This window comes from Kitasatospora saccharophila, assembly GCF_039529925.1.
In the GTDB taxonomy this organism is placed as follows: domain Bacteria; phylum Actinomycetota; class Actinomycetes; order Streptomycetales; family Streptomycetaceae; genus Kitasatospora; species Kitasatospora saccharophila.
This window is the reverse complement of record NZ_BAAANS010000045.1, coordinates 1-19,500: the sequence shown is the minus strand read 5'-3', so window position 1 is coordinate 19,500 and position 19,500 is coordinate 1. Positions and strand designations below refer to the sequence as shown.

At 73.1% G+C, this 19,500-nt stretch carries 15 protein-coding genes and 1 pseudogene; 11 read left to right on the top strand and 5 right to left on the bottom strand.

The window, feature by feature from the left end:
• Positions 1 to 65: 65 nt before the first annotated feature.
• The 6 genes from ABD345_RS28180 to ABD345_RS28155 all read left to right on the top strand — a co-directional run bounded on the left by ABD345_RS28180 (position 66) and on the right by ABD345_RS28155 (position 7,445).
• Positions 66 to 1,535, top strand: a complete 1,470-nt coding sequence (locus ABD345_RS28180) for a GH1 family beta-glucosidase (protein ID WP_344555968.1) — start codon at positions 66 to 68, stop codon at positions 1,533 to 1,535.
• A 91-nt stretch (positions 1,536 to 1,626) separates the two neighbouring features.
• Positions 1,627 to 2,616: an ABC transporter permease gene (locus ABD345_RS28175; protein ID WP_344555966.1), complete on the top strand. Its 990-nt coding sequence runs from the start codon at positions 1,627 to 1,629 to the stop codon at positions 2,614 to 2,616.
• Positions 2,617 to 2,619: 3 nt separating this feature from the next.
• Positions 2,620 to 3,576, top strand: coding sequence for an ABC transporter permease (locus ABD345_RS28170; RefSeq protein WP_344555964.1), 957 nt, complete (start codon positions 2,620 to 2,622; stop codon positions 3,574 to 3,576).
• Positions 3,573 to 4,637 carry an ABC transporter ATP-binding protein gene (locus ABD345_RS28165; RefSeq protein WP_344555962.1) on the top strand — a complete coding sequence of 355 codons (1,065 nt, stop codon included), beginning with the start codon at positions 3,573 to 3,575 and terminating at the stop codon, positions 4,635 to 4,637. The genes ABD345_RS28170 and ABD345_RS28165 overlap by 4 nt, the downstream gene beginning before the upstream one ends.
• Positions 4,634 to 5,671 carry an ABC transporter ATP-binding protein gene (locus tag ABD345_RS28160; RefSeq protein WP_344555961.1) on the top strand — a complete coding sequence of 346 codons (1,038 nt, stop codon included), beginning with the start codon at positions 4,634 to 4,636 and terminating at the stop codon, positions 5,669 to 5,671. Before ABD345_RS28165 ends, ABD345_RS28160 begins: the two co-directional genes overlap by 4 nt.
• 70 nt (positions 5,672 to 5,741) lie before the next feature.
• Positions 5,742 to 7,445, top strand: a complete 1,704-nt coding sequence (locus tag ABD345_RS28155) for an ABC transporter substrate-binding protein (RefSeq protein ID WP_344555959.1) — start codon at positions 5,742 to 5,744, stop codon at positions 7,443 to 7,445.
• 102 nt (positions 7,446 to 7,547) lie between these two features.
• Here ABD345_RS28155 and ABD345_RS28150 read toward each other — a convergent pair whose 3' ends face one another.
• Positions 7,548 to 8,945 (bottom strand): non-reducing end alpha-L-arabinofuranosidase family hydrolase, encoded by a 1,398-nt coding sequence (locus tag ABD345_RS28150; RefSeq protein ID WP_344556071.1) that lies wholly within the window; start codon positions 8,943 to 8,945, stop codon positions 7,548 to 7,550.
• Between the two features lie 267 nt (positions 8,946 to 9,212).
• Positions 9,213 to 10,691, bottom strand: a pseudogene (locus tag ABD345_RS28145) (glycoside hydrolase family 10 protein); the annotation flags it as partial.
• Positions 10,692 to 11,212: 521 nt separating this feature from the next.
• Here ABD345_RS28145 and ABD345_RS28140 point away from each other — a divergent pair.
• Complete coding sequence (locus ABD345_RS28140) at positions 11,213 to 12,556, top strand: extracellular catalytic domain type 1 short-chain-length polyhydroxyalkanoate depolymerase (RefSeq protein ID WP_344555957.1); 1,344 nt, start codon at positions 11,213 to 11,215, stop codon at positions 12,554 to 12,556.
• Between the two features lie 69 nt (positions 12,557 to 12,625).
• Here the strand turns inward: ABD345_RS28140 and ABD345_RS28135 are convergent, their stop codons facing one another.
• Positions 12,626 to 15,115 (bottom strand): glycoside hydrolase family 9 protein, encoded by a 2,490-nt coding sequence (locus ABD345_RS28135; protein ID WP_344555955.1) that lies wholly within the window; start codon positions 15,113 to 15,115, stop codon positions 12,626 to 12,628.
• A 260-nt stretch (positions 15,116 to 15,375) separates the two neighbouring features.
• Here ABD345_RS28135 and ABD345_RS28130 point away from each other — a divergent pair, with 260 nt between their 5' ends.
• The 4 genes from ABD345_RS28130 (at position 15,376) to ABD345_RS28115 (ending at position 18,474) form a co-directional block, all read left to right on the top strand.
• Entirely contained in the window at positions 15,376 to 16,125 is a 750-nt protein-coding gene (locus ABD345_RS28130) for an IclR family transcriptional regulator (RefSeq protein WP_344555953.1), read from the top strand.
• A gap of 191 nt (positions 16,126 to 16,316) precedes the next feature.
• Positions 16,317 to 17,345 carry a Rieske 2Fe-2S domain-containing protein gene (locus ABD345_RS28125; protein ID WP_344555952.1) on the top strand — a complete coding sequence of 343 codons (1,029 nt, stop codon included), beginning with the start codon at positions 16,317 to 16,319 and terminating at the stop codon, positions 17,343 to 17,345.
• Positions 17,342 to 17,521, top strand: coding sequence for a hypothetical protein (locus ABD345_RS28120; RefSeq protein ID WP_344555951.1), 180 nt, complete (start codon positions 17,342 to 17,344; stop codon positions 17,519 to 17,521). The genes ABD345_RS28125 and ABD345_RS28120 overlap by 4 nt, the downstream gene beginning before the upstream one ends.
• Positions 17,518 to 18,474 (top strand): PDR/VanB family oxidoreductase, encoded by a 957-nt coding sequence (locus tag ABD345_RS28115; protein ID WP_344555949.1) that lies wholly within the window; start codon positions 17,518 to 17,520, stop codon positions 18,472 to 18,474. Before ABD345_RS28120 ends, ABD345_RS28115 begins: the two co-directional genes overlap by 4 nt.
• A 4-nt stretch (positions 18,475 to 18,478) precedes the next feature.
• Here the strand turns inward: ABD345_RS28115 and ABD345_RS28110 are convergent, their stop codons facing one another.
• On the bottom strand, positions 18,479 to 19,291 hold the full coding sequence (locus ABD345_RS28110) for a PaaX family transcriptional regulator (protein ID WP_344555948.1): 813 nt from the start codon (positions 19,289 to 19,291) through the stop codon (positions 18,479 to 18,481).
• A complete protein-coding gene (locus tag ABD345_RS40360) occupies positions 19,288 to 19,371 on the bottom strand; it encodes a hypothetical protein (RefSeq protein ID WP_380276611.1) in 84 nt (27 codons plus the stop codon). The genes ABD345_RS28110 and ABD345_RS40360 overlap by 4 nt, the downstream gene beginning before the upstream one ends.
• Positions 19,372 to 19,500 lie beyond the last annotated feature (129 nt).

Genomic DNA, 19,500 nt, shown 5'->3' with positions numbered 1-19,500 from the left:
CCACCCGGCGCATCGTTCAGACGCCGCGGCGGCAGCCGTTTCGAATGCATGGGAGCGCTCCCACAATGACCGAGGTCCAGGACCGCAAGGCCGCCGAGGCCCCTGCCGACGACTTCCTCCGCTTCCCGCCGGACTTCCTCTGGGGCACCGCCACCTCCGCCTACCAGATCGAGGGCGCGGTGGCCGAGGACGGCCGGACCCCGTCCATCTGGGACACCTTCAGCCACACGCCGGGCAAGGTCAACCGCGGCGACACCGGCGACCTGGCGGTCGACCACTACCACCGCTGGCGCGAGGACGTCGCGCTGATGAAGGACCTCGGGCTGAGCGCGTACCGCTTCTCGGTGGCCTGGCCCCGGGTGCAGCCGACCGGCCGCGGCCCGGCCGTCGAGCGCGGGCTCGACTTCTACCGCGCCCTGGTGGACGAACTGCTGGCGGCCGGCATCACCCCGCTGGCCACCCTGTACCACTGGGACCTGCCGCAGCACCTGGAGACTCCGTCGACGGGCGGCTCCGCCGCGGGCGGCGGCTGGACGGTCCGGGAGACCGCGGAGCGCTTCGGCGAGTACGCGTCCCTGGTGGCCGGGGCCCTCGGCGACCGGGTGCGGCACTGGACCACGCTGAACGAGCCCTGGTGCTCGGCCTTCCTCGGCTACGGCTCCGGCGTGCACGCCCCGGGCCGCACCGACCCCGGCGAGGCGCTCAAGGCCGCCCACCACCTCAACCTGGCGCACGGCCGGGGCGTCGCCGCGCTGCGCGCCGCCCTCCCGGGCACCGCCCAGCTGTCGGTCTCGCTCAACCTGCACCAGGTGCGGCCGCTCACCGACAGCCCGGAGGACCAGGAGGCCGTGCGCCGGATCGACGCCGTCGGCAACCGGATCTTCCTGAGCCCGGTGCTGCGCGGCCGCTACGACGCGGACCTGCTCCAGGACACCGCGCACCTGGTCGACTGGGAGCAGCTGGTGCGCCCCGGCGACCTGGCGGCGATCGGCGCGCCGATCGACCAGCTCGGCCTGAACTACTACTCCCCGGCGGTGGTCTCCGGCAGCGGTGCCTCCCGCGACGACTGCCACGGCCGCAGCGACCACTCGCCGTGGCCCGGCGCGGAGCACGTCGCCTTCCACCAGCCGCCCGGCGAGCTGACCGCGATGAACTGGAGCATCGACCCGACCGGCCTGCGCGACCTGCTGGACCGGATCCACCTGGAGCGCCCCGGCCTGCCCGTGGTCATCACCGAGAACGGGATGGCCTGCGAGGACTACGTCACCCCCGAGGGCGTGGTGAACGACCGGGAGCGGATCGCCTTCGTCCACCAGCACCTGACCGCGGTGCACCGGGCGATCGAGGCGGGCGTACCGGTGGCGGGCTACTTCCTGTGGTCGCTGCTGGACAACTTCGAGTGGGCGTACGGCTACGCGAAGCGCTTCGGCATGGTGCACGTCGACTTCCCCACCCAGCGGCGCACCCCGAAGGCCAGCGCGCACTGGTACGGCCGGGCGTGCCGCACCGGCGCCGTCCCGCGCTCGCTGTCCTGACCGTGCCCCGCCCCCTCCGTCCCGCGGCCGCCCGGCCGCACCGACCACCCACGCGCCAGTGGCGCCCGAGGACCCCGAAGGGAGCATCGGCATGCGGACGCTACTGCGCCGCCTCGGCTTCTACCTGCTGGCCGGCTTCGCCGCGGTGACCCTGAACTTCTTCCTGGCCCGGCTGCTGCCCGGCAGCGCCCTGCAGAACGCGCTGGCCAAGCTGCGCGGCGCCAACCTCGACCCGGCGGCGATCCGGGCCCTGGAGGCGCAGTACGGCACCGGCGCCGACCACAGCGTGCTGAGCCAGTACCTGACCTACCTGTCCGGCCTGCTCCACGGAGACCTGGGCCTGTCCACCTCGCAGTCCGCGCCGGTCTCCTCGATCCTGGGCGACACCCTGCCGTGGACGCTGGGCCTGGTCGGCACGGCGACCGCGCTGGCCTTCGTGGTCGGCACGCTGGCCGGGATCGTCGTCGGCTGGAAGCGCAACGGGCTGCTGGACGGCCTGCTGCCCGCCGTGACCTTCTTCCAGTCGGTGCCGTACTTCATCCTGGCCTTCCTGGTGATGATGACGCTCGGCTACTTCGGCGGCTTCTTCCCCTACCAGAACGGCTACGACACCGGCCGGCACGCCCACCTGACCCCGGGGTGGAACGGACCGTTCGTCACCAGCGTGATCGAGCACGGCACGCTGCCGGCGCTGACCGTGGTGCTGGCCTCGCTGGCCGGCTGGGTGATCGGCATGCGCAACATGATGATCACCACGATGGACGAGGACTACGTCCTGGTCGCCGCCGCGAAGGGGCTCCCGCAGTGGCGGGTGGCCGCGGTGGCGGCGCGCAACGCGATCCTGCCGACCATCTCCAACTTCGCCCTGTCGATCAGCCTGGTGGTGACCGGCTCACTGGTCACCGAGATCGTCTTCACCTACCCCGGCGTCGGCTGGCAGATCTACCAGGCCATCCTCGCCGGCGACTACCCGCTGCTCCAGGGGATCCTGCTGGTCGTCGTCCTCACCGTGCTGGCCGTGAACCTGGTCGCGGACCTCGCCTACGTCGCCCTCGACCCCCGTGCCCGCAAGGAGGCCTGAGCGATGCGCGTGCTCCGCTCCCCGAAAGTGCTCGCCGGCTCGGTCCTGCTGCTGCTGCTCCTGCTGCTGGCCGTGGTCGGACCGATGATCGCGCCGCACTCCGCCGACTGGCAGGCCGACCGCACCAGCGGTCTGCCGCTCGCCCCCTCGGGCCGGTTCTGGCTCGGCACCGACCAGCAGCAGCACGACCTGTTCTCGCGGCTGCTGACCGGCGGCCGGGACACCCTGCTGATCTCCTTCCTCGCCGGGCTGTTCGCCTGCGTGCTGTCCGTCGTGGTCGGCGTCACCGCCGGCTTCGTCGGCGGCCTGGTGGACGACCTGCTCTCCGCCCTGGCCAACATCTTCCTGGCACTGCCCGGCCTGCTGATCCTGATGGTGATCATGAAGCCGCTGCCGCCCGCGGAGACCTCGAACCCGCTGCTGATCGGCTCGGTGATCGCCCTCACCGCCTGGGCCTGGGGCGCCCGCGTGCTGCGGGCGCAGACCCTGGCGCTGCGCGCCGCCGACTACGTCGAGGCGGCCCGGGTGATCGGCGAACGCACCTGGCGGATCATCCTGTTCGAGGTGGTGCCGAACCTGCTGCCGATCCTGGCGTCGGCGTTCATCTTCACCGTCATCTACGGCATCGGCACCTACACCGCACTGGCCTGGCTGGGCGTGATCAGCCCCGCCTCGGTGACCTGGGGCACCGTGCTCAACGAGGCCCAGTCCTCGGGCGCCGCCGTCAACGGCTACTGGTGGTGGTACCTGCCGCCGGCGCTGGCCGTCGCCCTGGTCGGGATCGCCCTCGCCCTGGTCAACTTCGGCATCGACGAGGTGATCAACCCCCGGCTGACCTCGGCCCGCACCGGCCGGGCCCGCGGGGTGGTCTTCCGCCTCGGCCTCACCCCCGTGCTCAAGTCCGCCGCGCCGCGAGCCGATTCGTCCAGCCCCGTCCTGCTGAAGGAGGCGCAGCCGTGACCGGCGAACCCGTCCTCGAAGTCCGCGACCTGTGCGTCGACTACGGCGTCGGCAAGGGCGGCGTGCGCGCCGTCACCGACGCCACCCTGACCCTGCGCCGCGGCGAGGTCCTCGGCCTGGCCGGCGAGTCCGGCTCCGGGAAGTCCACCCTGGCGTACGCCGTCACCAGGCTGCTGCGCGCCCCCGGCGTGATCACCGGCGGCGAGGTGCGCTTCCACGGCCCCGACGGCGTCCTCGACCTGCTGGAGGCGGACGCCGCCACGCTGCGCCGGATCCGCTGGGACCAGATCTCGGTGGTGTTCCAGAGCGCGATGCACGCGCTCAACCCGGTCGCCCGGATCGACGCCCAGCTCACCGACGCGCTCCGCGCCCACCGCTCCCGACTGGGCGCCGCCGAACGGCGGGAGCGGGCCGTCGAACTGCTGCGCCTGGTCGGCATCGGCGAGGAGCGGCTGCGCAGCTACCCGCACGAACTGTCCGGCGGCATGCGCCAGCGCGTGATGATCGCGATGGCGCTGGCCCTGGAGCCCCGGGTCGTCATCATGGACGAACCGACCACCGCACTGGACGTGGTGACCCAGCGGGAGATCCTGGACGAGCTGATGCAGCTCAAGGACCGCCTCGGCTTCGCGATCGTGTTCATCACCCACGACCTGTCGCTGCTGATCGAACTCGCCGACACCATCGCCATCATGTACGCCGGACGGATCGTCGAACTCGCCGACGCCCAGCGGCTGTTCCACAGCCCGCGGCACCCGTACACGCTGGGGCTGCTGAACTCCTTCCCGGCGCTGCACGGCGAACGGGTGCGGATGGAGGGCATCCCCGGCGCCCCGCCCGCGCTCACCGCGCTGCCCGCCGGCTGCGCCTTCCACCCGCGCTGCCCGTTCGCGCTGGAGCGCTGCGCGCACGAGACCCCCCGGCTCACCGAACCCGCCGCACCCGACGGCGCCCCCGCACCCGACGGCGCCCCCGCCGGCCGCGCGGCCGCCTGCTGGCTGCACACCGGCGGCGAGCACGTCCCGGCGCCGCTCGCCCGAGTCCTTGGGAGCACCCTGTGACCAGCACCGACACCGCCCGGGTGGTGCACGGCCCGAAGCGCCCGGGCACCCCCGCCCTGGAGGCCCGCGGCCTCACCAAGCACTTCCCGGTCCACGGCGGGCTGCGGCGCGGCCGGGTCGTGCGCGCCGTCGAGGACGTCTCGCTGGCCCTGCCGGAGGGCACCGTCACCGCCGTGGTCGGCGAGTCCGGCTCCGGCAAGTCCACCCTGTCGCGGCTGCTGACCCGGCTGACCGCGCCGACCGCCGGCGAACTGCTGCTGGACGGCGAACCGGTCGGCGGCTCCGCGCGGGCCCGGCGCGCCTACGCCGGCCAGGTGCACCTGGTGCTGCAGGACCCGTTCTCCTCGCTGAACGCCGTGCACAGCATCCGCTACCACCTGCGCCGCCCGCTCAAGCTGCACCACGGCCTGCGCGGGCCCGAACTCGACGCCCGCGCCGCGGAGCTGCTCGAACGCGTCAGCCTCACCCCGGCCGAACGCTACCTCGACAAGTTCCCGCACGAGCTGTCCGGCGGCCAGCGCCAGCGGGTCGCCATCGCCCGCGGTCTCGCCGTGCGGCCCCGGGTGCTGCTCGCCGACGAGCCGGTCTCCATGCTCGACGTCTCGATCCGCCTCGGCGTGCTCAACCTGCTCGACGAACTGCGCGAACGCGAACGGCTCGCCATCCTGTACGTCACCCACGACATCGCCTCGGCCCGCTACCTCGCCGACACCGTCGTGGTGATGTACGCCGGGCAGGTCGTCGAGTCCGGCCCGGCCGTCCAGGTCACCGACGCCCCCGCGCACCCCTACACCCGGCTGCTGCTGAGCGCCGCCCCCGACCCGCACCGCCGCGAACCGGTGGTGCTGCGCGGGCGCGGCGCGCCGCCCAGCCTGATCGACCCGCCGAGCGGCTGCCGCTTCCACCCGCGCTGCCCGCTCGCGATGCCGGTGTGCGCCGAGAGCGCGCCGCCGGTGCGGCCCGCCGCGGGCGACCAGGTCGCCGCCTGCTGGCTGCTCGACCCCGAGCGGGCACCGGGCACCGCGCCCGCCTGAACGACCGTCACCCCCCACCCGGAACCCATCCGGGACCCACCCCGACACCCCACCCCAGGAGCACCCTGCCATGCGCCGTTCCACCCTGCTCAGAGCCCTCGCCCTGGTCGCCGCCGTCGGCCTCGGCGCCACCGCCTGCACCGACGCCGGCGGTTCGAAGTCCACCGACGCCGGCGCCGACCGGACCCTGGTGGTCGAGTCGACCCCGATGCCGTCGTTCACCGAGAACTACAACCCCTTCGACGGCAACTCCTTCATCTCGGCCCAGAACGCCCGCTCGCTGGTCTTCGAGCCGCTCTTCCAGTTCAACACCCTCAAGGCCGACCAGCCGCCGATCCCGTGGCTCGCCAAGTCCTTCGCGTGGTCGGACGGCAACCGGACGCTCACCCTGGCGCTCCAGTCCGGCATCAACTTCAGCGACGGCAAGCCCTTCACCTCCGAGGACGTCAAGTTCACCTTCGAGATGCTGAAGGCGGACCCGGCCACCAACACCGGCGGCGCGCCGCTGCCCAGCAGCATCGCCACCCCGGACGCGACCACCGTGGTGCTGACCTTCGACAGCCCGCAGAAGGCCAACTTCATCGGCATCGGCAACCAGCTGATCGTGCCCGAGCACATCTGGTCCACGATCAGCAGCCCGGGCAACGCGGTCATCAAGGCCGACCAGGCGATCGGCACCGGCCCGTACCTGGTGGACAAGTTCACCGCGCAGAACGTCACCTTCAAGGTCAACCCGGCCTTCCGGGAGAAGCCGAAGGTGCAGCACGTCTCCTTCCCCGCCTACGCGACCAACGACGCCGCCACCCTGGCGCTCAACAACGGCGAGATCGACCTCACCGGCAACAACATCACCAACGTCCAGAACACCTTCGTCGGCAAGGACCCCGAGCACCACCACCTGTTCCAGGCCACGGCGCCGTACTTCCCGGCGTCCAACACGGTCTCCCTGATGCTCAACAACAAGAGCACCACCTCCCCGGCGCTCGCCGACCCCGCCGTCCGCAGGGCGATCAGCGCCGGCCTCAACCGCCGCGCCTACGCGAGCCAGTGCGAGACCGATTACGCCCGCCCCGCCACCTCCTCCGGCGGCCTGCTGCTGCCGGCCGACCAGGCGATGGTCAACCCGGCGCTGGCGAACGACCTCAAGCCGGACGCCGACGCGGCCCAGGTCGACGCGCTGCTCGGCGCGGCGGGCTGGACCAAGGACGGCGGCGGCAAGTGGACCCGCGACGGCAAGACCATCAAGTTCACCGTCATCGACCCGAACTCGTTCTCCGACTACTGGTGCACCGCGCAGGCGATGGCCAAGGACCTGAACGCGCTCGGCTTCGACGTCAGCACCAACGGCGCCTTCGACTTCAACAGCTGGAACACCGCGATCACCACCGGCAACTACGAGGCGGCCGTCCACTGGGGCCAGGGCGGCACCCCGTTCCAGCGCCTGCAGTACGTCCTCGACCCGGGCATGGGCGCCGAGGCCGGCCAGGTCGCGGCGGGCGACTTCAGCAAGTACGACTCCCCGAAGGTCCGCGACGCCGTCAAGGCGTTCCAGAACGCGGGCGACGCCGACGCCGAGAAGACGGCGCTGAACACCCTCCAGCAGATCATGTCGGACGACGTCCCCGCCGTCCCGGTGTTCTACGGCGCGGCCTGGTACGAGTACAACGACACCGACTTCACCGGCTGGCCGAACGAGAACGACCCCTACATCAACCCGTCGCCGAACTCCCAGGCGTACGAGTACATCATCCTGCACCTCAGCCCGCGCGACTGATCCCGCCACCGCACGCGAAGGGGCCCCGGCCGTCGGACGGCCGGGGCCCCTCCACGTGCGGTGGGCGCCCGTCAGGAGGCGCCCACCGCGGCTCGGGCCGGGTCAGTGCTGGAGCGTCAGCACGCCCGGGCGCCAGGGGAGCTGGTCGTAGCTGCCGGACGCGGTGGGCGACTTGCCCTGGTAGAGCAGCTGCAGGTTGCAGGGGTCGATGGTCATGGTCTGGTCGGGGTTGTTGCGGACCAGGTCACCGTGGCTGATGTCGTTGGTCCAGCTCGCGCCGCTGTTGGCCTTGCCCGCGAACGGGTTGGCCTCGGTGGCGGCCTGCGGGGTCCAGGAACCGCTCAGGCTGGTGGCGGTGAAGGAGCGGAAGTAGCGCTGCTCGCTGGCGCCGCGGGCCTCGACGATCATCAGGTACTGGTTCTGGCCCTTGACCTTGTAGACCTGCGGGGCCTCGAACAGGTTCTTCGCGGTGTCGGTCATCACCGTGGTGTACGAGGAGCCGAAGTTGCCCGGGAAGTTGCCGATCGGCATGCTCGCCCGGTAGATGCTGCCGTTGTCACCGGCGAAGAACAGGTACATGTTCTGGTCGTCGGCGATCAGCGTCTGGTCGATCGGGCCGGTACCGGAGTTGGGGATGCTGCCGGTGAACAGCGCCTGCGGCGCGGACCAGCCGTTGGGGTTGGTCGGGTCGCTGGAGGTGCGGTAGACGAACGGCGAGGCGCCCCACTGGTAGGCGAGGATCCAGACGTTCTTCGGCGCGAAGTAGAACAGCGTCGGCGCCACCGCGGCCTGGCCCATCCCGGTCTGGGCGGCCGAGGCCATGTCGGACCAGTTGGTGAACGGCGCGAACGCCATCGAGCCGTACGAGGAGCCGTTCACGTTCGAGGCGTACACCAGGTGCTTGCCGTTGTAGACGACGTCGGTGAAGTCCTTCAGCGCGGCCCAGCCGTTGGCGGGCTGCGCCAGGGCGCCGGTGGAGCTCCACCGGTAGGTCGACGGGAGCGGGCAGGTGGTGCCGCCGGTGGACGGGGGCGTGGTCGGGCTGCTGGTGCCCAGGCCGGTCCACTGCTGGTTGCTGCGGCCGTTGCAGGTCCACAGCTCCACGGCGGTGCCGTTGGCGGTGGCGCCGCCGGTGACGTCCAGGCACAGGCCGGACTCGACGCCGACGACCGTGCCGTCGGCGTTCAACCGCCACTGCTGGTTCGCGCCGCCGCTACAGGCCCAGATCTGCACCCGGGTGCCGGCGGCGGTCGCGTGGTTGGGGACGTCCAGGCACTTGTTGCCGTAGACGGTCAGCTCGTTGGCGGAGGTCAGCGTCCACTGCTGGTTGGTGCCGTTCCAGCAGTCGTAGATCTGCAGCAGCGCGCCGTCGGTCTGGGTGCCGCCCGACACGTCGAGGCAGCGGCCGGAGGACGTGCTCTTCAGGGCGCCGGTGGTGGCCGCCTGGGCGGCGGGGCCGGCGACGAGCATCGCCGCCAGCGCCGCCACGGTCGCGACCATCGCGGTGAGCAGCACGGACAGCTGCCTGCGGCTCGGATTTCGGCTGTGCACGGAAATCTCCTCGGGGTGGGGGGAGGGGTGGGGGCGCGGCCCGGATGTGAGCGCTCACAGTCCTGTGCGCTCGGACTCGCGGTCGGGCCGCCGGAAGGAGCCGCGCCCGGTCCGGGGACCGGAGGCGGGCGCGGCTCGGCTCGGTGGGCCGGCTCAGCGGGCCGGCACGGTGGTGCGGTTCAGCGGTTCAGCGGTTCGACCGGGCGGTCGGGCTCACTGGAAGGCCCAGTGCTGGTTGGCGCCGCCGTTGGAGTCCCAGATCTGGACGGGCGCGCCGTTGGCGGTCTGGCCGCCGGGGATCTCCAGCGCCTTGCCGCTGGCGACGTTGACCAGGGTGTAGGAGCCGTCGCCGTTCTGGGTGGCCCGCCAGTGCTGGTTGGCGCCGCCGTTGGCGTCCCAGACCTGCATCCGCGTCCCGTTGGCGGTCTGGCTGCCGGGCTCGTCCAGCACCCGGCCGCTGGCGGTGTTGGTCAGGGTGTAGCTGCCGTCGCCGTTCTGGGTGGCCCGCCAGTGCTGGTTGGCGGCGGTGCCGTTGGCGTCCCAGACCTGGAGCTGGGTGCCGTTGCCGTTCTGCCCGGAGGGCTCGTCCAGGACGCGCCCGGCCGCCACGTCGGTGAGCGCGTACACGTTGCCGGAGACGATGCCCCCGGTCGGGGTGCCGCCGCCGCCGTTGCTGCCGTTCAGGGCGTTGAGCACCGAGGTGTAGGCGGCCTTCTTGTTGCCGTTGTTGTCGAACAGCAGCGCGTTCTCGCCGGTGCGCCAGGAGTCGCTGTCGCGGATGCCCCAGACCGTGACGCCGGTGCAGCGGGCGGTGTCGAGGCAGGCCTGGACGGCGTTGGCGTACGCGCCGCCGGAGGCCTGGGCGATGTCGAGCTCGGTGAGCTGGACGTCGACGCCGAGCGCGGCGAAGTTCGACAGCGTGGTGCGGAAGCTCGCGGGCGCGCCGCCGCTGCCGAAGTGGCTCTGGAAGCCGACGCAGTCGATCGGCACGCCGCGGGCCTTGAAGTCCTTCACCATGTTGTAGACGCCCTGCGTCTTGGCGGAGGACCAGTCCTCGATGCTGTAGTCGTTGTAGCAGAGCTTGGCCGCGGGGTCGACGCCGCGCGCGGTGCGGAACGCCTCCTCGATGAAGCCGTTGCCCAGCACGTTCTGGAACACCGAACTGCGGTGCTGGCCGGTGCCGTTGTCGGCGAAGGCCTCGTTGACCACGTCCCAGGCGTAGATCTTGCCCTTGTAGTGGGACATCTCCTGGGTGATGTGGTTGTTCATCACGCTGCGCAGCGTGTTGGCGTCGCCGATCGAGCTGACCCAGCCGGGCAGCTGGTTGTGCCAGACCAGGGTGTGGCCGCGCATCCGCTGGCCGTGCGCGTTGGCGTGGTTGACGATCGAGTCGCCGGGGCCGAAGTTGAACGAGCCCCGGGACGGTTCGACCGTGTCCCACTTCATCTCGTTCTCCGGGGTGATCATGTTGAATTCCCGGTCGAGGATGGTGCTGTACGTCGAGTCGCCGAGGCGGCCCGAGGCGACCGCGGTGCCGAAGTAGCGGTTGCTGCCGGCCGCCGCGGCGCCGAGCGTGGTCGCCCCGGCCGCCTGGGCGGTGGGGCCGGCGGTGAGGACCGCCACCAGGCCGACCGCCGTGCAGGCGGCCGGGGTCAGGAAGGTGCGGAGACGGGTCTTTCCGTTGAGCCGTGGCATGACGGATCGTTCTCCTTGGGTGGGGGAGGAGAGTGCGCGCCGGGGAGACCTGGTGCCTCGCGCCGACGGTCGTGCGGGCGCGTGCCCCGCCGGGTCGTTCCTGACCGGCAGGGCGCGCGGGGCGGGAGAAGCGGTCGAGGGGGAGGTGGGCGCCGGGTCCTCGATCATGCTGTTAGCGCTAACAATCATTGTTGCGAGAAAGAGCGCTTCTCCACGGTTGCCCCGGTGAAATGTGTACCAGGCGCCCCGGGTTGTCAATACTCCGCGCAGCGGCCGATCAGAGCCGACGGCCCGGCCCCCACGGCGGGCCCGGCCCCTCGCGACCTGCAACTTTCACGACGGGCGGCGGGCGCCGCCGTCCGGTGGAACCCCAGGTGGAAGGGGTGCTGCGCCTCGGTCAACTCCTGCCGCCGACAGGGCAGTCGGCGACAGCGGCGGCGTGCGGCGGGTACCATCGGTCGCTCATCCGTGGTGGCGCCGGACCCTCTTCACGCCGTTGGCACTCCCGACGGAGAGGCACCATGCCCCGAATCCACTCGTTCGCGTCCAGGCTGGTCGGCGTCCTCGCCGTGCTCGCCCTCGCCCTCGGCCTGAACCTGCAGACGGCGCCCCGCGCCGCCGCGGCCTCGCTGACCCAGATCACGAACTTCGGCACCAACCCGACCGGCCTGCTCATGCACCTGTACGTGCCGGCCTCGGTCAAGCCCAATCCGCCGATCCTGCTCGCCCTGCACGGCTGCCAGGGCACCGGCCCCTACCTGTACTCCAGCACCGACTTCGGCCAACTCGCCGACCAGTACGGCTTCCTGGTCATCTACCCGTCGACCAACCCGAGCGGCAGCTGCTGGGACGTCTCCTCCGACCAGGCGCTGACCCGGGGCGGCGGCAGCGACCCGGTCGGACTGATGTCGATGATCACCTACACCGAGCAGCACTACGGCGGCAACGCCAACGCCGTGTACGTCACCGGCGAGTCCTCCGGCGGCATGATGACCAACGTGATGCTCGCCGACTACCCGGACGTCTTCAAGGCCGGTGCGGCGTTCATGGGCGTGCCCCAGCACTGCTTCTACACCGGCTCGGTGCGCGGCTGGAACTCGGCCTGCGCCCAGGGCCAGGTCTCGATGACCCCGCAGCAGTGGGGCAACCTGGCGCGGGGCGCCTACCCCGGCTACAGTGGCCCGCGCCCGCGGGTGCAGCTGTGGCACGGCACCGCCGACACCATCCTCAACTACAACAACCTCGGCGAAGAGATCAAGCAGTGGACCGACGTCCTCGGCGTGAGCCAGACGCCCTCGGCCACCGACACCCCCGCCTCCGGCTGGACCAGGACCCGCTACAACAACGGCTCCGGCACCACCCAGGTCGAGGCGTACGCCATCTCCGGCGCCGGACACCAACTGCCGGTCCAGGGCGCCGGGATGGCCGCCAACGCGATCCACTTCATGGGCCTGGACGCCGCCCCCTCCGGCGGTGGCACCGGCGCGCTGCGCGCGGTCGGCGCGGGCAAGTGCCTGACCGACCCGAGCACCGCGGCCGGCACCCAGCAGCAGATCGCCGCCTGCAACGGCGCCGCGAACCAGACCTGGACCCGCACGGCGTCGAACCAGCTGACCGTGACCGTCGGCGGCGCCACGCTGTGCCTGGACGCCGAGGCCAAGGGCACCGCCAACGGCACCAAGGCGATCGTCTGGTCCTGCAACGGCCAGCCCAACCAGCAGTGGCAGGTCAACGCCAACGGCACCGTCACCGGCGTGCAGTCGGGGCTCTGCCTGGACGTGGCCGGGCTGGGCACCGCCGACGGCACGCCCGTCCAGCTGTGGAGCTGCAGCGGCGGCAGCAACCAGCAGTGGAAGCTGGGCTGACGCCCTGACGCCCAGCTGCCTTGACGGCCCGGCCGCCCACCCCGCGAGGGTGGGCGGCCGGACCGGTGCTCAGGCGCAGTCGGCGCCGTTCACGGTGAACCGGGCCGGCGTCGCGTTGGAGCCGGAGTACGTCGCCTGGAAGCCGAAGCTCGCGCTCGCGCCGGGCGCCAGGGTGCCGTTCCAGCCGGCGTCCCGCGCGGTCACGGCGCCGCCGCTCTGGGAGAGCGTCGCGTTCCAGGCGTTGGAGATCCGCTGGTCACCGCCGAAGCTCCAGCCGAGCGTCCAGCCGGAGACGGTCGAGGCGCCGGTGTTCTTCACCGTCACCGTCGCGGTGAACCCGTTGCCCCAGGAGCTGTCCACCTTGTACGCCACCGCGCAGGAGGCCGCCGGCGGCGCGGTGTCGTCGTCCGCCTCGGTCGCCGTGAAGGTCGCCGACTGGACGCCCGGGCCGGCCGCGGTGAAGACCGCGCTGCCCGCCAGCGTGTCCGCGTCCTGCGCCGCCGTCAGCGAAACCTGCTGCGCGGTGGCCCAGTTGGCCGGGGTGAAGACCAGCGAGGAGGTGGCGGCCGACAGGTCGGCGTCCCCCGAGGTGCGGGTGACCGTCACCGTCACGTTCTGGGCGGGCGCGGCCGAGAGCTTGACCGCGACCGACGCCGAGCCGCCCTCGGGGACGGTCACCGCCGCCGGGGCCACCTGGACGGCGGGCGTCACCGGGGCGGCGTGCCGCTCGGCGGCGAACGAGGCCAGCCAGGCCAGCGAGGCGTTCCAGTTGATCGCCACCTCGTTGGTCGAGTACGAGCCGATGTCGTCCACGTAGCAGGCCGCCGGGGCGCAGCCCGCCAGCTGGGCCTCGGCGATCGGGTCCTGCAGGCCGGAGTTGGGGCCGCCCGCGAAGGAGCCGGCCGGCGGGTGCGGGAGCGAGGCGTCGTTCTGGTGCGCCCAGAAGCGGTGGTGCTCGTTCTCCGAGGCGCGCTCGCCGTAGCCGCTCACGTAGGAGCGGTCCAGGGCGTTGCGGCCCAGCAGGTAGTCCATCGTCTCCAGCGCGCCGGTGCGGTAGCGGGCGGTGCCGGTCAGTTCGTAGGCGACGGCCAGCACCATCGCGTTGTTGGCGACCGAGCTGTTGGAGCCCCACACGTAGCCGTCGGGGGCGAGCGGCACCGCGTAGCCCTGGCCGTTCATGGTGGACAGGTAGCCGTCGGCGGCCGTGGTCAGCAGGCCGCGCAGCCGGGTCACGTCGTCGGCGGGCAGCGCGACGCCGGGCACGGTGGCCAGGGTGATCCGGCCGAGCGTCGCGGTACCGCCCCACCAGAACGCGTCCACCGGCTTGGTGTGCAGCGGCGAGGAGGTGACCGCGTCCCGGTACTGGGACTCGCCGGTGGTGGCGAGGAGTTCGGCCGCCGCCCAGTAGAACTCGTCGGAGACGTCGGCGTCCTCGTAGGCGCCGCCGCCGGTGCTGTCGGTGGCCGGGGCGAGCACGTTCGGGTTGGCCTTGGCGGCCGTCCAGGCGCGGCGGGCCGCGTCCAGGCAGCGGGCGGCGAAGGCGGCGTCGTACGGCGCGTAGACCCGGGCGCACTGGGCGGCGGTAGCGGCCAGGTTGAGCGTGGCGGCGGTCGACGGCTTGTGCAGCTCGCGCTGCTGGTCGTCCAGGTCGGGGCGGGTCGGCAGGCCGGTCCACTGCGCGTCGTGGATCTTGTGGAAGGCCATCCCGGCCATCGGCTTGCCGTCCGGTACCTGCATCCGCAGCAGGAAGTCCAGCTCCCAGCGGGCCTCGTCCAGCACGTCCGGCACGCCGTTGCCGCGCTCGGGCACCCGCAGCGTGGAGTCGCCGAGGGCCGCGTCCCCGCCCGAACGGCGGGCCCGCTCGAAGGAGTTGACCAGCTCCCAGGTCGCGATGCCGCCGTTGACCACGTACTTGCCCTGGTCGCCGGCGTCGTACCAGCCGCCGCGCACGTCCTGCCGGTAGTCGCACACCCCGGCCTGGCACGGCACGCTGGTGTCGCCCTTGTTCGGCGCCACCCCCAGGTGCCCGGCGGGGCGGGCGTACGCGCTGCCGCCGGCCAGGTTCGCGTCGATCGCGATGCCGCTGCGCTGCTGGTAGAAGAAGTTCAGGCTGTCGGCGCGCAGCCCGTCGTACAGCGAGGCCGAGATGTCGAACGGGTGGCTGGCCAGGTTGCCGACGACCAGCGTGAAGCCGCTGCCGGTGCCGGTGTACGCGCCGAAGTCCACCAGGTGGGTGGACTGGCCGGACGCCTGGTCGGCGCCGTGCACGGTGGTGCTGCCGGCCGCGACCTGCGCGCCGGAGGAGTCGCGCAGCTGCCAGGCGAGCGGGGCGGTCGCCGAGCTGACCACGGTGGCCCGCTTGGGGCCGTCCGGCAGGTAGCCGAGCTGGTTGACCCGGACCGGGAAGTCGGCGGGCGCGCCGACGGCGGCCGCGCTGACGGTGGCCGCGCCGGCCGGGGCGAGCGCGGTGGCGGTGACGCCGCCCGCGAGCAGGGTCAGACCGGTCAGCACGGCGGCCGCGCGGCGGGGCAGCCCGCGGCCTGAGGTGATCGGAGGCACGGGTGGGAGCCTTCCTGTGGGGGGAGGGGATGCGTGGGGTGGGCGCTCCCATGGGGGTGGGAGCGCTCCCATCCGCCCCAATGAAGCCAGCCGGGCAGCGGGCACGTCAAGAGGCGGTAAACCAGAGCGAGTTGGCGTCCGCCCGGGAGCGGGAGCCGCCCCGCGGCGCCGCCGGGCCGGCGGCCGAGCGCATCCGCACTGGTCGCGCCCACCGCGCCCACCCCTGTTCGTGCACCGCTCGATGCCCTACGGTCGCGCCCATGACCTTCCAGACCCCGGCCACCAACGCCGCCGGACGGCTGCTGTCCGTGCTGGCCGCCTTCGACCGGGCGGCCCCCGCCCTGACGCTCACCGAGGTCGGCCGCCGCGCCGGGCTCTCGCTGCCCACCGCGCACCGGCTGCTGTCCGAGCTCACCGCCTGGGGCGCGCTGGAGCGCGACGCCGACGGCGTCTACCACGTCGGCCTGCGCCTGTTCGAACTCGGCACGCTCGCCCCGCGCGGGCCGGTGCTGCGCGAGGCGGCCCTGCCGTTCCTGGAGGACCTGTACGAGGCGACCCGCGAGAACGTGCAACTGGCCGTCCGGGAGGGCGGCGACGCGGTCTACGTGGACCGCCTGGCCGGCCGTTCCTCGGTCGGCGTGCACATCCGGCCCGGCACGCACTGGCCGCTGCACGCCACCGGCGTCGGCCTGGCCCTGCTCGCGCACGCCCCGGCGGCCTTCCAGGAGGCGTACCTGGCGGCCGCCCTCGCCGCCTTCACCCCCTGGACGGTGACCGACCCGGAGCGGCTGCGGCGGCTGCTGGCCGAGGTGCGCACCACCGGGCTGGCGGTCAGCGACCGCCAGGTCACCGAGGACGCGCTGTCGGTGGCGGCCCCGGTCCGCGGCGGCGACGGCGCGGTGGTCGCGGCGGTCTCCGTGGTCGTGCGCGCCCAGGGCAGCGCCGCCGCGCTCGCCCCCGCCGTGCGGCTCGCGGCGCGCGGCATCTCCCGGGCGCTGGGGCTCGCCTGACGGCTCCGGCGCGCCGGAGCGACGCGCGCACGGCCGGACGGGCCCCGGTGGCGGGCCGCGCGGTGGCGGACCGCGCGGTGGTGGTCCGTGCGGTGCCTTTCGCCTGACGGAAGTCCCGTTGTCGGTCCGCGGGGGGCGCTGGGAGCCTCGTCGCATCCCGCTGAAACCCCACCCATTCAGGGACGGCCCCCATGACACAGTTCGCCCGCAACCAGTGGTACGTCGCCGCGTACACGACCGAGGTCGGCGACGACCTGCTCGGCCGCACGATCCTCGGCGAGCCCGTGGTGCTCTACCGCTCGCGGGAGGACGGCCGGGCGATCGCGCTGGCGGACCGCTGCGTGCACCGCCGCTTCCCGCTCTCCGAGAGCCGCCGCGAGGGCGACAGCATCATGTGCGGCTACCACGGCTTCACCTACGACCGGGCCGGCGCCTGCGTGTCCGTCCCCGGCCAGACCCGGGTGCCGCGCACCGCGCGGGTCGCGTCCTACCCCGTCGTCGAGCAGGACTCGCTGGTGTGGATCTGGGTGGGCGACCCGGCCGCCGCCGACGCCTCCCGCGTCCCGCGCGCCCCGCACCTGGTCGACCCGGCGATGACCACCGTGCGCGGCATGGAGCCGATCGACGCCGACTACGGCCTGCTGGTGGACAACCTGCTCGACCTCTCGCACGAGACGTACCTGCACGGCGGCTACATCGGCACCCCCGAGGTGGCCGCCACCCCGATCACCACCGAGGTGGACGAGGAGGCCGGCGTCGTCCGGGTCTCGCGGCACATGGCCGACGCCGAGTGCCCGCCGTTCTACGCCCGCTCCACCGGCATCGAGGGCCGGATCAGCCGGCTCCAGGACATCGAGTACTTCGCCCCCTGCCTGTACCTGCTGCACAGCCGGATCACCCCGGTCGGGCGGTCCGCGCCCGTCTTCCGCACCGAGATCACCTACGCGATCACCCCGTCCGCACCCGGCAAGGTCTACGACTTCTGGGCCGTCTCGCGGGACTTCGCGGTCGGCGACGAGGAGGTCACCGCGTTCCTGCGGGACTTCAACCACACCGTGGTGATGCAGGACGTGGACGCCCTCAACCTGCTCCAGCGCGCCCTGGACACCGAGCCCGGCCCCTACCAGGAGCTCAGCATCAACATCGACACCGGCGCGCTGGCCGCCCGCCGGATCCTCGCCGCACTGGCCGCCGCGGGCACCGGCCGGGCCGACGCGTGAGCGCCGCCCCCGAACGCCGGGTGTACCGCGTCGACTGGCTGCCCGGCGGCGACGTGCTGGACGCCCGCTGCTTCTGCGGCGCGCGCTCCACCCAGCCGGACCCGGTCACGGTGTGGGCCTGGCTGCTCGACCACCCCCGGCACGCCGCCCCGCCGCCGGAAGGAGGACGGCCGTGACCGCGCCCGAACCGACCCTGGACCTGGTCGTCACCGGCCGCCGGGACGAGGCCGAGGGCGTCGTCTCGCTCACCCTGGCCCGCCCCGACGGCGGCCCGCTGCCCGGCTGGACGCCCGGCGCCCACCTCGACCTGCTGCTCGGCGGCGGGCTGGAGCGCCAGTACTCGCTGTGCGGCGACCCGGCCGAGAGCGCCGCCTGGACCGTCGCCGTGCTGCGCGAGGCCGGCGGGCGCGGCGGCTCGGTCCGCGTCCACGACACGCTCCACCGGGGCGCGGCCGTCCGGGCGCGGGGCCCGCGCAACCACTTCGCGCTGCTGCCCGCCCCGCGGTACCTGTTCGTCGCGGGCGGCATCGGGATCACCCCGCTGGTGCCGATGCTCGCCGCGGCCGAGGCGGCCGGCGCCGACTGGAGCCTGCTCTACGCCGGCCGCTCCCGCTCCTCGATGGCCTTCGCCGGGCAGCTCGCCGACCGCTACGGGCCGCGCGTCCTGCTCCACCCCCGGGACGAGGCGGGCCGGCCCGACCTGGCCGCCCACCTCGACGCGCTGGACGAACGGGCCGAGGTCTACTGCTGCGGCCCCCGCCCGCTGCTGGAGGCCGTCGAACGGCACCGCGAGCGCACCGGCCGGCCGCCCGCCCGGGTCGAGCGGTTCCAGCCGCGCGAGCCGGCCGGGGCCGGGCCGGACCGGGCCTTCACCGTGGTGCTGGCCCGGTCCGGGCTCACCCTGACCGTCCCGGCGGACGCCTCGGTGCTCGACACCGTGCGGGGCGCGGGCGTCGAGGTCCTCTACTCCTGCGAGCAGGGCACCTGCGGGACGTGCGAGACCGACGTCCTGGACGGGCGCCCCGAGCACCGGGACGCGCTGCTCACCGAGGCGGAGCGGGCGGAGTCGGCCAGCATGATGGTCTGCGTCTCGCGCTGCCTGGGGGAGCGGCTCGTGCTCGACCTGTGAGCGCTCACCCGGTGCGCAGGACGTCCATCAGTCGGGCGGCCTCCTGGCCCGCGGCGGCGGCGACCTGCCGGGCGATGGTGCGGAACAGCTCCTCGGCCCGGATCGCCGGCCAGTCGGCCGGGAGGTGCTCGGCGGGCAGGTGGGGATCCCGCCGGACGAGCTCCAGCCAGTCGGTGTGGAGCAGGAGTTGGCGGCTCAGGGGGTCGTCGGGTTCGGTCGCTGGGCCGCTCCAGCGGGCCAGGAACGCGCGGTAGCCGGCGGCGATGGCCTCGGTGTCGAAGGCGGACTCCACCACCTGTGCGACCTCGGTCGGCGCCAGCACCGTGCCCCGGAAGACCCGCAGGTGGGCGTCGAGGTCGAGGTCGCCGAGCAGCGCGGCGACGTCCACCTCGCCCGGCGCCACCCACAGGCCGTTCTGCAGCGGCCCGAAGCCGCCCCAGGTCAGCCGGGAACGCAGGTCGTGGCGCTGGCGGCGCCACGCCTCCGGGAGGGAGAACCCGACCAGGGTCCACTGCCCCCGCCAGTGCCGGTTGACCGCCCCGGTGCTCCAGACCCGGTCGTGGCCGTCCTGGAGGACGGAGACGGCCCTGGAGGTGAGGCCGAAGTACATCTTGCGCCCCTGCCGGTGCCGGTCGAGCAGCCCGCGGTTGACCATCCGGGTCAGCGTGGAGCGCACCGCCTCCTCGGTGACGCCGACCCGCTCGAAGATCTCGATGACGCAGCCGGAGGACAGGGCCGCGTCCCGCCCCAGGACGTGGACGCCGAAGAAGGTGAGCATCAGGGACTGCGGGCGGGGTGCGGGGTCGAGGTCGATCACGGGCCCAGCCTAGGACCCCGGACCGGGCCGGGGGACCGGGGACCACAATATTTGGCAATATCTTGACGGCTAACACGAATCTGCCTAAGTTGAGGCCGGTTCCACCCCCACGAAGGAGATTCCCAATGGCATTGTCAAGCCGGGGTGGTGACGCCCAGTGATCGGGTCATGCCGCTGCGGCGGCCGGGCTCGGTGTGACTGCCTGGAAG

Coding starts and splice junctions, on each gene's coding strand:
- ABD345_RS28180 (WP_344555968.1), top strand. CDS start 66: ATGACCGAGGTCCAGGACCGCAAGGCCGCCGAGGCCCCTGCCGACGAC.
- ABD345_RS28175 (WP_344555966.1), top strand. CDS start 1,627: ATGCGGACGCTACTGCGCCGCCTCGGCTTCTACCTGCTGGCCGGCTTC.
- ABD345_RS28170 (WP_344555964.1), top strand. CDS start 2,620: ATGCGCGTGCTCCGCTCCCCGAAAGTGCTCGCCGGCTCGGTCCTGCTG.
- ABD345_RS28155 (WP_344555959.1), top strand. CDS start 5,742: ATGCGCCGTTCCACCCTGCTCAGAGCCCTCGCCCTGGTCGCCGCCGTC.
- ABD345_RS28150 (WP_344556071.1), bottom strand. CDS start 8,945: ATGGTCGCGACCGTGGCGGCGCTGGCGGCGATGCTCGTCGCCGGCCCC.
- ABD345_RS28140 (WP_344555957.1), top strand. CDS start 11,213: ATGCCCCGAATCCACTCGTTCGCGTCCAGGCTGGTCGGCGTCCTCGCC.
- ABD345_RS28130 (WP_344555953.1), top strand. CDS start 15,376: ATGACCTTCCAGACCCCGGCCACCAACGCCGCCGGACGGCTGCTGTCC.
- ABD345_RS28125 (WP_344555952.1), top strand. CDS start 16,317: ATGACACAGTTCGCCCGCAACCAGTGGTACGTCGCCGCGTACACGACC.